Origin of the sequence: Aquabacterium sp. (assembly GCF_041909175.1) — a bacterium.
Lineage (GTDB): Bacteria > Pseudomonadota > Gammaproteobacteria > Burkholderiales > Burkholderiaceae_C > Aquabacterium.
The window spans coordinates 252,143-266,944 of record NZ_JAYRDZ010000002.1 but is presented as its reverse complement, the minus strand read 5'-3'; the positions used below and the strand labels follow the sequence as shown (position 1 = coordinate 266,944).

11 protein-coding genes and 1 tRNA gene are annotated in these 14,802 nt (G+C 62.6%); 10 read left to right on the top strand and 2 right to left on the bottom strand.

All coding sequences use genetic code 11. The features are described from left to right. The first annotated feature begins 46 nt into the window (after positions 1 to 46). The 5 genes from ACE3PH_RS03775 to ACE3PH_RS03755 all read left to right on the top strand — a co-directional run bounded on the left by ACE3PH_RS03775 (position 47) and on the right by ACE3PH_RS03755 (position 8,729). Positions 47 to 3,217, top strand: coding sequence for an EAL domain-containing protein (locus tag ACE3PH_RS03775; RefSeq protein ID WP_374316663.1), 3,171 nt, complete (start codon positions 47 to 49; stop codon positions 3,215 to 3,217). Between the two features lie 10 nt (positions 3,218 to 3,227). Next, the gene (locus ACE3PH_RS03770; RefSeq protein WP_374316662.1) at positions 3,228 to 4,214 is read left to right on the top strand and encodes a bifunctional riboflavin kinase/FAD synthetase; all 987 of its coding nucleotides are present in this window, start codon (positions 3,228 to 3,230) and stop codon (positions 4,212 to 4,214) included. Between the two features lie 127 nt (positions 4,215 to 4,341). Next, entirely contained in the window at positions 4,342 to 7,209 is a 2,868-nt protein-coding gene (gene ileS, locus ACE3PH_RS03765) for an isoleucine--tRNA ligase (protein ID WP_374316661.1), read from the top strand. Then, on the top strand, positions 7,209 to 7,748 hold the full coding sequence (gene lspA, locus ACE3PH_RS03760; RefSeq protein ID WP_374316660.1) for a signal peptidase II: 540 nt from the start codon (positions 7,209 to 7,211) through the stop codon (positions 7,746 to 7,748). Before ileS ends, lspA begins: the two co-directional genes overlap by 1 nt. An 18-nt stretch (positions 7,749 to 7,766) precedes the next feature. Further along, positions 7,767 to 8,729: a DMT family transporter gene (locus ACE3PH_RS03755; RefSeq protein WP_374316659.1), complete on the top strand. Its 963-nt coding sequence runs from the start codon at positions 7,767 to 7,769 to the stop codon at positions 8,727 to 8,729. A gap of 7 nt (positions 8,730 to 8,736) precedes the next feature. On the opposite strand, the gene ACE3PH_RS03750 is transcribed toward ACE3PH_RS03755, so the two are convergent. Then, on the bottom strand, positions 8,737 to 9,363 hold the full coding sequence (locus ACE3PH_RS03750) for a rhomboid family intramembrane serine protease (RefSeq protein WP_374316658.1): 627 nt from the start codon (positions 9,361 to 9,363) through the stop codon (positions 8,737 to 8,739). Positions 9,364 to 9,527: 164 nt separating this feature from the next. Here ACE3PH_RS03750 and ACE3PH_RS03745 point away from each other — a divergent pair, with 164 nt between their 5' ends. From ACE3PH_RS03745 to ACE3PH_RS03735, 3 genes are read left to right on the top strand one after another with little or no spacing between them, the layout of a single operon-like run. After that, a complete protein-coding gene (locus tag ACE3PH_RS03745) occupies positions 9,528 to 10,829 on the top strand; it encodes a DUF1688 family protein (protein WP_374316657.1) in 1,302 nt (433 codons plus the stop codon). A 30-nt stretch (positions 10,830 to 10,859) separates the two neighbouring features. Further along, entirely contained in the window at positions 10,860 to 11,507 is a 648-nt protein-coding gene (gene upp / locus ACE3PH_RS03740) for a uracil phosphoribosyltransferase (protein ID WP_374316656.1), read from the top strand. Positions 11,508 to 11,531: 24 nt separating this feature from the next. Beyond that, positions 11,532 to 12,806: an amidohydrolase family protein gene (locus tag ACE3PH_RS03735; RefSeq protein ID WP_374316655.1), complete on the top strand. Its 1,275-nt coding sequence runs from the start codon at positions 11,532 to 11,534 to the stop codon at positions 12,804 to 12,806. Positions 12,807 to 12,810: 4 nt separating this feature from the next. On the opposite strand, the gene ACE3PH_RS03730 is transcribed toward ACE3PH_RS03735, so the two are convergent. Then, a complete protein-coding gene (locus tag ACE3PH_RS03730) occupies positions 12,811 to 13,674 on the bottom strand; it encodes an EF-hand domain-containing protein (protein ID WP_374316654.1) in 864 nt (287 codons plus the stop codon). A 241-nt stretch (positions 13,675 to 13,915) separates the two neighbouring features. Between ACE3PH_RS03730 and ACE3PH_RS03725 the strand changes: the two genes are divergently transcribed. After that, positions 13,916 to 14,671, top strand: a complete 756-nt coding sequence (locus tag ACE3PH_RS03725) for a winged helix-turn-helix domain-containing protein (RefSeq protein ID WP_374316653.1) — start codon at positions 13,916 to 13,918, stop codon at positions 14,669 to 14,671. A 42-nt stretch (positions 14,672 to 14,713) separates the two neighbouring features. Beyond that, positions 14,714 to 14,798, top strand: a tRNA-Leu gene (locus ACE3PH_RS03720). The last annotated feature ends 4 nt before the right edge of the window (positions 14,799 to 14,802 follow it).

The following is a 14,802-nucleotide window of genomic DNA, read 5'->3' as shown; positions in this document are numbered from 1 at the left end:
GGTTTCGGCATGGCCCTTGCATGACGATATCCACCGATCCGGGGTCATGATGTTCAACCTTTTTTCCCGTTTTTTGGCTCGCCTCACGGTGGGCAACAAGCTGCTGCTGATCTACCTGCTTGATCTCAGTGCGGTGATTTACATCACCAGCATCCTGATCAACGAGAAGTTCATCGCCATTGACTTCGCCAAGAAGGAAGTGCAAGGGGTGGCCTATGTGGCCAGCGTGAAGGACACTTTGCTGGATCTGGCCCGGTCTGGGGCGGGTGAAGGGCGCCCGAGTGAGCCGTGGGCGGCGCATGCACAGCAGTTGACCCAGGCTGAGCAGGCCTACGGCGATGAGATGCATAGCGCCGACGTCAATCGGGCGTTGCTGCAGTCCCTGAGTCAGATGAAGCCAGCGGCCCCGCGCCTGAGCGAAGTGGATCAGGCGCTGGATCGAGGCGGGGCGCTGTTGACGCGGGTCGGCAACCAGTCGAACCTCATCCTGGATCCGGACCTCGACAGCTACTACACGATGTCGCTGGTGGTCCTGCGCTACCCGGAGTTGCTGAATGTGATTCACCGAATCGGTGTTCACCTGAGTCAGCCCAGCGAGGTCAGTGATCTGAGAACCCAGTATCTGGTGCTGGAAGGGCAACTGGACGCCATGGTGCGTGGCATTGCCTCGGATTACGCAGAAGCCGTGGCGGCGGCACCTTCTCCGGTATTGAAGCAGGCGCTGGAGCCATCTCAACTGCGCCTGCAGCAGCAGGTTGAGGCGTTTCGGCGCGCAGCCCGGGAGCTGATTGACCTCGGCGTGACGCCCGCAGCGGTCTCCCGGGTGGCGATGGCCCGCCGAGATCTGGTCGAGGCGCTGGACCAGTCCTGGGGCGTGGGTGTAGGGCAGTTGCATCGGATGCTGCTGTTGCGCATAGACGGGCTGTACACCCGCATGTGGCTGCACCTGGGTACCGCATTGACCCTGCTGTTGACCATCCTGACCATCGTGTATGTGGTGGCACAGAATATCCGTGTCCCGCTGCGCCGCCTGCTTGATGTGGCTGATACCGTTCGCAAGACAGGGGACTACAGCCTGCGGGGGGACTGGCGCAGCCAGGACGAGATCGGGCGACTGGTTGATGGGTTCAATGACATGCTGGCGCAGTTGGATCGCGAGCGCGTGGTCAAGCAGGAACTGGTTGCCAGCGCCCGTGCGGCGGATGCCCAGCGAGCCTTTCTGGAGTCGACGCCCATTCCCATCGTGGTAACGGCCGTGCCCGGGCACGAGGTGCTGCACGCCAACCCGCCTGCTCAGCAGTGGCTCAACGGCCGTACCAAAGACCCTTGGGCGGTCGGGATGGATTCGGCCGTGCGCGGGCGGTTTTTCCAGCATCTGGCTGACCGGGGGGCGGTCGACGAGTTCGAGGTGCAGTGGAAGGCCGGCACCGAACCCACCTGGGCCGTGTTGTCCGCCCGGCGCTTCGAGTACCAGGGCCACGATGCCGTGTTGACGGCCTTCACGCCCATCAACCACCTGAAGCTGATGGAGCGGCGGCTGGAGCTGTGGGCCAAGGTGTTCGAGTCATCGACCGAAGGCATCCTGATTGTCGATGCGCAGCGCTGCATCCTCAGTGCCAACCAGGCATTCTTCCGCGCCACGGGCTATGACCTGCATGACGTGGTGGGCGAGCGTCCCGAGTTTGTGCTCAAGGCCCCGGACGGCGAGGTGGACACCTTTTTCGACAAGGTGTGGCGTTCGGCGGTCTACAAGGGCACCTGGCAGGGCGAGTTGTGTGTTCGCCGGCGCAATGGTTCCGAGTATCCCGCATGGCTCATGGTCAGCCCGGTCCGTGAGGCGCAGGGCAGCGTGTCGCACTACATCTTCACCTCGATCGACATCAGTGATCGCAAGAAGAGCGAGGCGCGCATCGAGTTCCTGGCGCATCACGATGTGCTGACCGAGTTGCCCAACCGATCCTTGTGTGTCGAGCGGCTGCGCATGGCCATGCAGCAGGCTGAGCGTACCCGTCAAAGGGTGGCGGTGCTGTTCATTGACCTCGACCGTTTCAAACAGATCAACGACTCACTGGGGCACCACATTGGCGATGGCCTGTTGCGCTCGGTGGCCAAGCGCCTGACAGAAGCGGTGCGGGCGGGCGATACCGTCAGTCGGCAGGGGGGTGACGAATTCGTCGTGGTGCTCAATGGCGTTGAGGACAGCGAGGAGGTGTCTTCGATTGTCGAGCGACGCCTGATTCCGCTGATCCGCCAGCCTCATGCGGTTGAAGGTGCCGAGCTGGATGTGTCGTGCAGCGTTGGCATTGCGCTGTACCCGGATGATGCGGATGACCTGGATACGCTGATGCGCCACGCGGACACGGCCATGTACCAGGCCAAGTCCAATGGCCGCAACATGGCGAAGTTCTTCTCGGCGGAAATGACCGAGCGCATCCAGAAGCGCCTGCAACTGGAAATGGCGCTGGGGCGTGCGCTGGAGGCCGGTCAGCTGATGCTGCACTACCAGCCGCGTGTGGACGCCCGTTCCGGCGACATCCTGGGGGTGGAGGCCCTGTTGCGCTGGCATCATCCCGAGATGGGGGCCATTTCACCCTTGACCTTCATTCCGCTAGCAGAAGAAATCGGGTTGATCATCGAGTTGGGCGCCTGGGTGATTGAAGAGGCTTGTCGCCAGTTGGCGCAGTGGCGCGCCCAGGGGCTGACTTCGCTGACCATGTCGGTGAACCTGTCTGCCTACCAATTGCGTGACCCCGGTCTGGTGCAGACGTTGGCCGAAAGCCTGGCCCGGCATCACATCCCGCCCCATGTGCTGGAGCTGGAGCTCACGGAATCTGCCCTCATGGATGGGGCTGAAGCCAATCTGCGCACCATGCACAGCATCCGCGCCCTCGGTGTCGGCTTGTCGGTTGATGACTTCGGGACAGGCTATTCGAGTCTGAATTACCTCAACCGTTTCCCCTTGGACAAACTCAAGATCGACCGGTCCTTTGTGCACGACATGCTGCATGACCCCACCCACCGGGCCATCACGCAGGCCATCATTGGTCTGGGTCACACCCTGGACCTGAGTGTGGTGGCAGAAGGGGTCGAGACGGAAGAAGAGGCGGAAGCCCTGCGATCGGCCCGCTGCGACGAGCTGCAGGGTTTCCTGTATTCCCGCCCGATGCCTGGGGATGCGTTGCTTGGTTGGATAGAAGCACGCAAAGTGATCGGATAATGTCCGCCCTATGCAAGTCTTTCGCGGTTTTCATCACGCAGCGCTCGCGCCCGCCTGTGCCCTCACCATCGGTAACTTCGATGGCGTGCACCGCGGGCACCAGGCCATGCTCGCCTTGTTGCGCAGTGAAGCCCAGCACCGGGGCCTGCCCAGCACCGTTCTGACCTTTGAGCCCCACCCGCGTGACTATTTCGCCAGGGTGACTGGCAAGGCCGATCTGGCGCCTACCCGGATTGCCACCACGCGTGACAAGCTGATGGAGCTGGAGCGCTGTGGGGTGGATCAGGTGGTGGTGGTGCCCTTTGACGAGCGGCTCGCCACGCTCAGTCCGGAGGCCTTCATCGACAAGGTGCTGGTCAATGGCCTGCATGCCCGCTATGTGCTGGTGGGGGATGATTTCCGTTTTGGCGCGCGCCGAGCCGGTGATTACAACCTGCTGGATACGGCCGGGAATCGGTGCGGTTTTGATGTCGCCCGGATGATGAGCTACGAGGTACACGGCGTGCGGGTGTCCTCGTCCGTCGTGCGTGATGCACTGGTTGCCGGCGACATGTCTCGTGTGGCGACCATGCTGGGACGCCCTTACACCATCAGTGGCCACGTGGTCCATGGCCAGAAACTGGGCCGCAGCCTGGATTGCCGCACGCTGAATGTCCGTTTCGGACACGAGCGCCCCGCAGCCAAGGGCATCTTCGTGGTCCGTACCCACGGGCTGGCAGACGAGCCGCTGGAAGGGGTGGCCAGCCTGGGTGTGCGGCCTACCGTGGAAGATGCCGGGCGCGTGCTGCTGGAGGTCCATTGCTTCGATTGGCCTCAGAATCTGGGTCCCGAAGGGGGCTACGGTAAAATCGTGCGTGTGGAATTGCTGCACAAACTTCGCGACGAAGCCCGTTATGACGGGCTGGACGCGTTGCAAGCGGCCATTCACAAGGACATTGCTGACGCAAAGTCCTTTTTCCAGGCGCAGCGTCGTCAGACCACCCGCGATCGAATTTGACGCTCACCGTCCGTGATGCCGAGCCTGGCCGCGTTCATCCTTGCTGGAGCATGCGGCTGACCTGATTCCGGAAAGACCCGTATCGATGCCCTGGTGGGCAGCGGTCTTTCCTTTGCCGAGAACGTCCATGAGTCAAGACAAGTCTGCCAACAACGACGGCAAGTACCGCGCTACCCTGAACATGCCCGATACCCCGTTCCCGATGCGGGGCGATCTGCCCAAGCGTGAGCCGGCCTGGGTCAAGGAGTGGGAAGAAAAGGGCCTCTACGGCAAGTTGCGTGCTGCCCGCCAGGGCGCCCCCAAGTTTGTGCTGCACGATGGCCCGCCCTATGCCAATGGCAACATCCACATCGGCCATGCTGTCAACAAGATCCTGAAGGACATGATCGTCAAGGCGCGTCAGCTCAAGGGACTGGACGCCATCTATGTGCCGGGTTGGGACTGCCACGGTTTGCCGATCGAAAACCAGATCGAAAAGACCTTCGGACGCAACCTCAGTCGCGACGACGTGCAGGCCAAGGCGCGTGCCTATGCGGCCGAGCAGGTGGATGGGCAGCGCACCGACTTCAAGCGTCTGGGCGTGCTGGGTGACTGGGCTCACCCCTACCTGACGATGAACTTTGGCAACGAAGCCAATGAAATCCGCGCGCTCAAGAAGATCATGGAGCGCGGCTATGTCTACCGTGGCCTGAAGCCGGTCTACTGGTGCTTTGACTGTGGTTCTTCGCTGGCCGAATTCGAAATTGAATACGCCGACAAGAAGTCTCAGACCCTGGATGTCGCCTTCCTGAGCGCCGAGCCTGCCAAGCTGGCTGCTGCCTTTGGCCTGAGCAGCCTGAGCAAGGACGCGTTTGCCGTGATCTGGACCACCACCGCGTGGACCATCCCGGCCAACCAGGCGCTCAACATGCACCCCGAGCTGAGCTACGCCCTAGTCGACACGCCCAAGGGCTTGCTGGTGCTGGCGGAAACGCTGGCGGGCAAGGCGTGCGAACGCTATGGCTTTGCCCCCGAGGATTGCCGGGTGCTGGCCACGACCACCGGCGCCAAGCTGGAGGGCCTGACCTTCAAGCACCCGCTGGCCCATGTGCACGAGGGCTACAACCGCGTTGCCCCGGTTTACCTGGCTGATTACGTGAGCGCCGAAGACGGCACAGGCATCGTGCATGCCGCGCCCGCCTATGGTGTGGATGACTTCAATTCCTGCATTGCCCACGGTTTGAAGTTCGACGACATCCTCAACCCCGTGCAAGGCAACGGCGTCTACGAAGCCGACCTGCCGCTGTTCGGTGGCCAGCACATCTGGAAGGCCGCTCCGGTGGTGCTGGATACCCTGCGCGAGCACGGTCGTCTGCTGTCCACCAAGGACATCGTCCACAGCTACCCGCACTGCTGGCGTCATAAGACGCCCGTGATCTTCCGCGCCGCCGCCCAGTGGTTCGTGCGCATGGACGAAGGCGACGGCGTCTTCACCGTCAACAAGGCTGAGAAGACCTTGCGTCAGACGGCGCTCGATGCCATCGACCAGACCACCTTCTACCCTGAGAACGGCCGTGCCCGCCTGCGTGACATGATCGCCAACCGCCCTGACTGGTGCATCAGCCGTCAGCGCAACTGGGGTGTGCCGCTGCCATTCTTCCTGCACAAGGTGACGGGCGAGTTGCATCCGCAAACCATGGCTTTCATGGACAAGGCCGCTGACCTGGTGGAAGCCGGTGGTGTGGAATCCTGGTCCAAACTCGATCCGGCTGAGTGGTTGGGCGCTGAGGCTGCCGAGTACAGCAAGTCCACCGATATCCTGGATGTCTGGTTCGACTCGGGCACCTCATTTTTCCATGTGCTCAACCCACAGCAAGGTAGCCACCCGGATGCAGGTCACGACGAACTGCACGAAGCCGACCTTTATCTGGAAGGGCATGACCAGCACCGCGGCTGGTTCCACAGTTCGTTGCTGGCCGCGTGCGCCATCTACGGTCGCGCGCCCTACAAGGGCCTGCTGACCCACGGTTTCACGGTGGATGGTCAGGGCCGCAAGATGTCCAAGTCGGTTGGCAATGTGGTCGCCCCGCAGGAAATCAGCAACAAGATGGGTGCCGAAATCATCCGTCTGTGGGCGGCATCGACCGATTACTCGGGTGACCTGGGCATTGACGACAAGATCCTGGCCCGCGTGGTCGATGGCTATCGCCGCATCCGCAACACGCTGCGCTTCCTGCTGGCCAACACGTCTGACTTTGACCCGAAGACCGATGCCGTGCCGTTGAGCGAGCTGCTGGAAATCGACCGCTATGCGCTGGCCCGTGCCGGCCAGCTGCAGGCTGACATCCTGTCGCACTACGAGCGCTACGAGTTCCACCCGGTGGTGTCCAAGTTACAGGTGTATTGCTCGGAAGACCTGGGCGCCTTCTACCTGGACGTGCTCAAGGACCGACTCTATACGAGCGCTGCCAAGAGCCCGGCCCGCCGCGCGGCCCAAACCGCGTTGTGGCACATCACGAATGCCATGCTGCGCTGGATGGCCCCCTTCCTCAGCTTCACCGCCGAGGAAGCCTGGAAAGTGTTCAACGGCGGCGAAACCATCTTCACCGAAACCTACTGGGATTTTGAGGGCGCAGAGCAGCAGGCCGAGTTGCTGGCCAAGTGGGCACGCATCCGCGAAATCCGCGAGCTGGTGAACAAGGACATCGAAGCCGTGCGCACGGAAGGCAAGGTGGGTGCTTCGCTGCAGGCCGAGATCACGCTCACGGCTTCGCCTGCGGACCACGCCTTGCTGGCCAGCCTGGGTGATGATCTGAAGTTCGTCTTCATCGTCTCCAAGGTGGTGTTGCAGTCGGGTGAAGCCTTGGCTGTCACCGTGACGCCGTCTACCGCAGTCAAGTGCGAGCGGTGCTGGCACTACCGAGATGACGTGGGCGTCAACCCAGAGCACCCGACGCTGTGCGGACGGTGCGACAGCAACCTGCATGGCGCCGGCGAAACCCGGACGGCAGCCTGATGGCCACCCCACGCAAGAAATCGCCTGCTGGCTCGGGTGCCGCAGCCGGGACACCCTGGTGGTCCTGGCTGGCTGTGGCATTCATCGTCATCCTGCTCGATCAGTTCACGAAAACCCTCATCGTTGGCTGGTTCCAGCTGGGCGAGAGCCGAGAGGTGACCGGGTTCTTCAATATCGTGCGCGCGCACAACACTGGGGCAGCGTTCTCCTTCCTGGCGCATGCGGGGGGCTGGCAGCGCTGGTTCTTCGTCGGGCTGGGGGTGGTGGCCACGGCCGCCATGGTCTATATGCTGCGCCAACATGGGCGTCAGAAACTGTTTGCGCTGGCCCTGAGTCTCATCCTTGGTGGCGCCATTGGCAACGTCATCGACCGTGTCATCCACGGCTACGTGGTTGATTTCCTTGATGTTCACTTTGCCTGGTGGGCGCCGCTGTTTCCTGGCGGCCATTTCCCGGCATTCAATGTGGCAGATTGCGGTATCACCATCGGTGCCATCCTGCTCATCGTGGACGAGCTTCGTCGAGTCCGCCGGGGGTGAACCCGGGCGGGGCGAGCCGTGCACCGTCTTGACCTCAAAACTGTTGGTTTTCTGATCGTCCCGCCCCTGATGTGGGCAGGCAACGCCGTGGTCGGCCGCATGATGGTGGGGCTCATGCCCCCCGTGGCGATGAACGCGGTGCGTTGGGTGATCGTGGGCCTCATGCTGGCGCCACTGGCTTGGCGTTTGCGCACGCAGTGGCCCTTGATTCGGGCCCGCTGGCCCTATCTGGCGCTGATTGGCGCCCTGGGTGTGGGCAGCTACAACGCGCTGCAATACCTGGCCCTCAAGACCTCCACCCCACTGAATGTGACCCTGATTGGCTCCAGCGTGCCTGTCTGGATGATGGCGGTGGGCGCCTTGTGCTTCGGCCAACATGTGACACGGCGGCAGCTGTCGGGCGCTTTGCTGTGCATAGCCGGCGTGGTGCTGGTGATTGCACAAGGGCGCTGGCAGACGCTGGTGCATGTGCGCTGGGTGCCGGGTGACCTGCTCATGCTGCTGGCCGCGTTGTGCTGGGCGTTTTACAGCTGGCTGCTCGTACGCCCGCCGGCCCACATGCAGGGTGAGGCCCGTCCTGACTGGAGCTGGGCCGAATTCCTCTGGCTGCAGGTGCTGTTTGGTACCGTGTGGGGAGCGCTTTGCAGCGTGGCGGAGTACGCGTTCTTGCCGTCGGTTCCAGGCGCGGCGCCTGTGCTGACAGGTGCCAGTGTCTGGCAAGACTGGCCCGAATGGTTGCGTTTGGCGGTGGGGCTGCTGTTCGTGGCCGTCGGCCCTTCGATCTGGGCCTACCGCAGTTGGGGGCGTGGTGTGCAGGCCGTGGGGCCGACGGTCGCTGCATTTTTCAGCAACCTGACCCCCGTTTTTGCCGGGCTGTTGTCAGTCCTGTTGCTGGGACAGACCCCCAGCTGGTATCACCCGTGCGCCCTGGCCTTGATCGTGGGCGGCATCGTGTTGTCGTCCACCAGGGCCAGAGCCTGAGGCTGGCTCAGAAGCGGCGCCAGGGCGCCTGGTTGTTGCGTCGACGTGGCGGGAAGGGCGGTTGCCCACGCCAGTAGCGCAGCATGAGCCAGCCACCGAGCATGCCCCCCAGGTGGGCGAAGTGAGCCACGCCCTGGCTGGATCCGGTCACGCCAAGCAGCAATTCCAGTCCGCCGAAAATGGCGACAAAGATCTTGGCCTTCATGGGGATGGGCGGGAACAGCGGCATGATCATGCGGTTCGGGAACATCATCCCGAAGGCCAGCAACAGGCCATACAGGCCACCCGAGGCCCCAACCGTCGGGTTGTACCAGCCCCCAATGGCCGACATGATCAGCTGGGTCAGGGCGGCTGTCAGCACACTGGCACCCAGGAATTGCAGGTAGCGGTTCTGCCCCCAGATGCGCTCCAGTTCGCTGCCGAACATCCACAGACCGAGCATGTTGAAGAACAGGTGCCCGACGCCGCCGTGCATGAAAGCGTAGGTCAGCACCTGCCATGGCATGAAATGCCCGGACTGGATTGGCCATAACGCCATCCAGTAGGACAGCACATTGCCGAGTACCTCGTCCAGACAGAACAGTGCCACGTTGGCGAGGATAAGGGCCTTGGTGATGGGCGGGATGGGTGGCATGCGTCTCGCAGATGAATGTCCGTTGGAGCCCGAATGATAGGGCCGCTTCGGATGCTTGTGGCGCATGGGTGCATTCCCGAGGGGGCCTGGCACGCAACTCGCTAAGCATCAGGCAAGCAAATAGCAGTACCGGCCCAACCCATAAAAAATGTCGGGAGCAAGGTGTGACACCCCTGGATATATCCGCTTCACCACCATCTCAGGCTGGCAACAGTCCTGAGTCGGTGTTGGTGCGCCCGCCAGAAGAGTGGCTGTCGGCTCAGGCCATCAGAAGCAGTGCGTCCGCGGTGATGGCGCGGGCTCAGGCCAACGAATCGCGCCATTTCACCTGGCATCCGGAGCGCATGGCGGTGGCCACCGCCTATGTGGTGGCCCTGATGAAAGAGCGCTATCCGGACGGGCTGGTGCCGCTCTACAGCATCTGGCGTCATGTGGCGTCCGGCGATCAGAATCGATGGAACCAACTGGCGGCCGAACATGGCTTGTCTCCTGAGACCACGCGACTTGAGCATGCCCGTGCCCAGATTGATTTTGCGGTGGTGGCTGCGTTGATGGCGGGCGGGCAGGCGCCGCTTTGGCATTACTCGGACACCTCGTCCGGACAACACCTGCCTCAGCCGCCGGGCATGGCCGTGGCTGTGTTGCGGTGGATGGGGGCGGGGGCCTTTTCCAGTCTGTCGACCCATCCGGTTCAGGTCGATGCCCAAGGTTTGGCCATGGTCGATGGCGCCTCCATGAATCTGGCCTTCCAGGTTGGGCCGAACAACCCTCTGCCTGGCATCGCCATGCGGGTGTCTGCCCTGCATCAATTGGGGCTGGCTCTGGAGCAGCATGCTCAGCTTTTCAGCCTGCCCGAAGCGCCAGGGATCCTGCGTCCTGGTCATCTGGTCGACACCTTGTTCCGCCTGGCACCGACGGGGCGCATCAAGGCAGCCTCACTGCTGTCCATGCTGTTGCACGCATTCGGCGAGGTCTGGCATGGCCCTAACGAGTTGAATGGCGTGAACCTGGGTGATTGCTGGCGCCATGAGGCGGCGCCCGGTGGCTGGGTTGCGTTTCATCAGCAGGCGCAATGGCTGGCGTACTCCTTGATCGAGCCCTTGCAGACCGCTGGGCTCACGGTGACGGACCTGGATGTGCTGACCGGCTTGCCGGATTTGCGCAATGGGGGCTTGTTGCTCGATCTGGGTATCCTTCAAGCCCGAGACAGGGCGTTTCATACCCAGCGCTGGACGCTGGATGCGGAGGCGGTGGTCGAGTGGCGCGCATTGAGCGTGGCGATCCTCGACCACCTTGCGGAATCCGTACGCGGCGAACTGGGGTTGACTGTTGAAAGTTTTCCAGTTGGTCGGCTGATGGAGGCGGGAACCTGGGCTGCCGGGTGCAAAATTGCACTCGCCAAGCGTCCCGCGGGTTCGCCGCCGGTACAGATCGACAGTGACGGGGCCGCTTTTTTTCCCCTTTGATTGTTTCCATATTGCGAGAAGAAGGACAAGATGTCCCGCGAAGCCGAATTCCCCAATCTCACCGTCATCAAGCACCCGCTGGTTCAGCACAAGCTGACCTGGCTGCGCGAGGCCCAGACCAATACCGACAGCTTCCGCAACCTGCTGCGTGAAGTGGCCCAGATGCTGGCCTATGAGGCGACCCGTGATCTGCCGACCGAGTTGCAGACCATCCAGACGCCCATCACCGAGATGCAGTCGCCCATCATCAGTGGCAAGAAGCTGTGTCTGGTGTCGATCCTGCGTGCCGGCAATGGCATGCTCGACGGCATCCTGTCGCTGCTGCCTCTGGCGCGTGTCGGGCACATTGGTCTCTACCGTGATCACGAAACGCTGGAGCCGGTCGAGTATTACTTCAAGGTGCCGAGCGACATTGCCGAGCGTCAGGTCATCATGGTTGACCCGATGCTGGCGACCGGCAACTCGGCGGTGGCCGCCATTGACCGCGTCAAGGCGACCGGTTGCCCCAGCATCAAGTTGCTGTGCCTGCTGGCGGCCCCCGAGGGCGTGGCCAACATGCTCAAGCACCACCCCGATGTGCCCATCGTGACCGCCTCGCTCGACAGCCACCTCAATGAGCATGGCTACATCGTGCCGGGCCTGGGCGACGCGGGTGACCGCATCTTCGGTACGGTCTGATTCCTGTTTGCCTGGAGGCTGCCTGTGCTGGACCTCATCCTGCGTCGCGCCAATTTGACTGATGGTCGAACTGGCGTAGACATCGGTATTCAACATGGCCGCATCGTGGCGGTCGAGGCGGGATTGGCCGCGACGGCTGCCGCGGAGGTGGATGTCACGGGGCAACTTGTGACAGCGCCATTCGTCGATGCCCATTTCCACATGGACTCCACGCTCAGCTACGGGCTGCCTCGCGTGAACCAGTCGGGCACCTTGCTGGAAGGCATCGCGCTCTGGGGTGAACTCAAACCTCAGTTGACCCAGGACGCCATCGTCGAACGGGCGCTGGCTTATTGCGACTGGGCCGTGGGCAAGGGCTTGCTGGCCATTCGCTCACATGTGGATGTGTGTGATCCGCGCCTGCTGGCGGTAGAGGCTTTGCTGCATGTGCGCGAGCGTGTGAAGCCCTATCTGGATCTGCAACTGGTGGCTTTTCCGCAAGACGGTGTCTTGCGCAGCCGGGGTGCCATGGCGCAACTGGTCAGGGCACTCGACATGGGGGTCGACGTGGTGGGGGGCATTCCCCACTTCGAACGCACCATGGCCGATGGTGCCGAGTCGGTTCGCTTGCTGTGCGAACTGGCTGCCGAGCGCGGATTGCGGGTGGACATGCACTGCGACGAGTCCGATGACCCGCTGTCGCGGCATATCGAGACACTGTCCTATCAAGCGCAGCGTCTGGGCTTGCAGGGCCGGGTGGCGGGTTCCCACCTGACGTCCATGCACAGCATGGACAACTACTACGTCAGCAAGCTGCTGCCCTTGATGAAGGAAGCCGGGGTGGCGGCCATTGCCAACCCCCTGATCAACATCACGCTGCAAGGGCGCCACGACACCTATCCCAAGCGACGCGGCATGACCCGCGTGCCGGAGATGCTTGCCATGGGCATACCTGTGGCCTTTGGGCACGACTGCGTGATGGACCCCTGGTACAGCCTGGGGTCGGGCGACATGCTGGAAGTGGCCCACATGGGGCTGCACGTGGGGCAAATGACCAGCCAGCTGGCCATGCGGCAATGCTTCGATGCCGTGACCAGCACCCCCGCGGGCATCCTGGGGCTGGACGGCTATGGCACGGAGGTGGGCTGCAAGGCCGACCTGGTGGTGTTGCAGGCCCGTGATCCGGTTGAAGCCCTGCGTTTGCGGGCTGCGCGCCTGTACGTCATCCGTGCGGGTCAGGTGATCGCGCAGACAGCGCCGAATGTGGCCAGCCTGAGTTTGCCAGGCCGGCCTGCCTCGGTGTCTTATCAGCTCGGCTGAGCCATCAGGCCAGCAGGCTCACCGTGCTGGTGACGCTGCTGGTCACAGTGGTCGATACCGTCTGGTACTGCTGGCTGGCGTAGCTTTGCAGTTGGGCCAGCACGTCCTTCATCTTGGACTCGAAGTCGGTGGAGTCGCTGCTGGTCGAGCTGTCGTCGCTGCTGGTGAGCGCGCTCAGCAGTTGCTGCAGCGTGTCTGACGTCGATGTGTCGTCATCCTCGGGTGGAGGCGGCGGGGGCGGCATGCCCTGCGGGCCATGTGCGGCCTGCATGGCGGACTCGAAGTCCGACACCTCGTCACTGCTCAGGCTGCCGTCGCCATCCGTGTCAATCTGATTGAACAGCTCCTGCAGTTGCGCTTCATCCGTGCTGGTGTCGGTATCCGTGCTGGATGTGCTGCTGGTCGAGTCCGTTGAGTCTGTCGATGTGCTGCTCAGTCCGAACTCGGTTGCACTGATGCTGCCATCGTCGTCACTGTCGAGATCGCTCAGCGAAGGCGGCGGCGGAGGTGGCGGCGCCATCATGCCGGCAAAGGCCTGGGTCGACATGCCCATGGCGCCCAGCGAGCCAGACATGTCCTGGTCTGGCGGTTTGGGGGATGCCGCTGTGAACTCGCTTTTGGAGATGCTGCCATCTCCGTCGGTGTCCAGCTTGCTGAAAACCGCATCCGTCTGTGCCCCGCTACCTGATTCTGCTGCCGTGATGCTGGACAGCATCTCCTGCAGCTCGGCCTTGCTGACATTGCCATCGCCATCCGAATCCACCTTGGAGAAATCTGGCGGCTTGGGTGGTGGCGGGCGATTGCCGTAGGCGCCCTGGACGGACGCGTAACCCGAATAGCCCGATGACGAGCCGGATATCGATGTCATGACGCTTTCCTTTCCGTGAAGAGGAGTGCACCTGGGCGCTATACAGCCAGATTCACCGAGGAGTGAGGCCATTGTCGGCAGTCACCTTGGAGATCTGATTTCAGCTTTGTATCTGGCGCTACACACAACTTCGCCTTCATCGCGAGAACTGGCCGGCATCTGCCCCTTTCACTGCGGGAATCCCTCTGTCACCGATTGCATAAGCTCGCCGGAAGCTATGTGATGCACCTGACTGACTGCGATGAAGAACTGGACTTCCGTGATGTGGATGACCGGCCCGGATCCGTCCGAAGGGCTGGACGCGATGCAGATCGATGCCTATCTGGGCATGTTCGGTCTGCTGGTCGAGCGCGTGTCTCGTCATGAACAGAAGGCGGGCTTGCCACTCGACGAATCGGCGGTGGTCGTGCTTGATCTCATCGGCCTGGACCCGGATAGCCGCGCAGCCATGCTGCGGGCCTGCCGCCGACATCATCAGGTGGCGGTCCTGGCGCTGCTGCCCCCAGCCACACCGGCCGAGCGGGCCTTGGCCTTGGATCATGGCGCAGACGACTGCCTGTCATGGCCGATTGAGCGTCGCGAACTGGTGGCGCGCATCCAGTCCTTGATCAGGCGTCAGCGTCGTCGCGTCAGCGTGCATGACGATGCCGAGTCGGCGCAATGGGTCCGTTTCGGCCCCTGGCTGCTCGATACCCAGCGTCGCGCTCTGAGTGATGGCCAGGGCCGCGATATTGCCTTGTCGCAGGCCGAATACCGTCTGTTGCTCACCTTCCTGCAGATGCCGCATCAGGTCTTTTCTCGTGATCGCCTGATGGACGAAGCACGTGGTCGGGGCATGGATGCCTTCGAGCGCAGCATCGATCTGCTGGTTTCCCGTTTGCGGGCCAAGCTGGGTGACGATCCGCGTCAACCTCGACTGATCCAGACCGTCCGAGGGCAGGGCTATTTGTTCAATGCCGCACCGGCCTTGAATCAGGGAACCGTGTTGCCGCACTGAAATCGGCGCGGGCTGTGCTATGCTCGCGTTCTTCTCACCGGGGCCCTGGTGGCGAAATTGGTAGACGCGCGGGATTCAAAATCCCGTTCCGCAAGGAGTGTCGGTTCGATTCCGACCTGGGGCACCAACTC

What these genes read in the sequence shown, in the direction of transcription:
- ACE3PH_RS03775 (WP_374316663.1), top strand. Translation starts at nt 47, where the DNA reads ATGATGTTCAACCTTTTTTCCCGTTTTTTGGCTCGCCTCACGGTGGGC.
- ACE3PH_RS03770 (WP_374316662.1), top strand. Translation starts at nt 3,228, where the DNA reads ATGCAAGTCTTTCGCGGTTTTCATCACGCAGCGCTCGCGCCCGCCTGT.
- ileS (WP_374316661.1), top strand. Translation starts at nt 4,342, where the DNA reads ATGAGTCAAGACAAGTCTGCCAACAACGACGGCAAGTACCGCGCTACC.
- lspA (WP_374316660.1), top strand. Translation starts at nt 7,209, where the DNA reads ATGGCCACCCCACGCAAGAAATCGCCTGCTGGCTCGGGTGCCGCAGCC.
- ACE3PH_RS03750 (WP_374316658.1), bottom strand. Translation starts at nt 9,363, where the DNA reads ATGCCACCCATCCCGCCCATCACCAAGGCCCTTATCCTCGCCAACGTG.
- upp (WP_374316656.1), top strand. Translation starts at nt 10,860, where the DNA reads ATGTCCCGCGAAGCCGAATTCCCCAATCTCACCGTCATCAAGCACCCG.
- ACE3PH_RS03730 (WP_374316654.1), bottom strand. Translation starts at nt 13,674, where the DNA reads ATGACATCGATATCCGGCTCGTCATCGGGCTATTCGGGTTACGCGTCC.
- ACE3PH_RS03725 (WP_374316653.1), top strand. Translation starts at nt 13,916, where the DNA reads ATGAAGAACTGGACTTCCGTGATGTGGATGACCGGCCCGGATCCGTCC.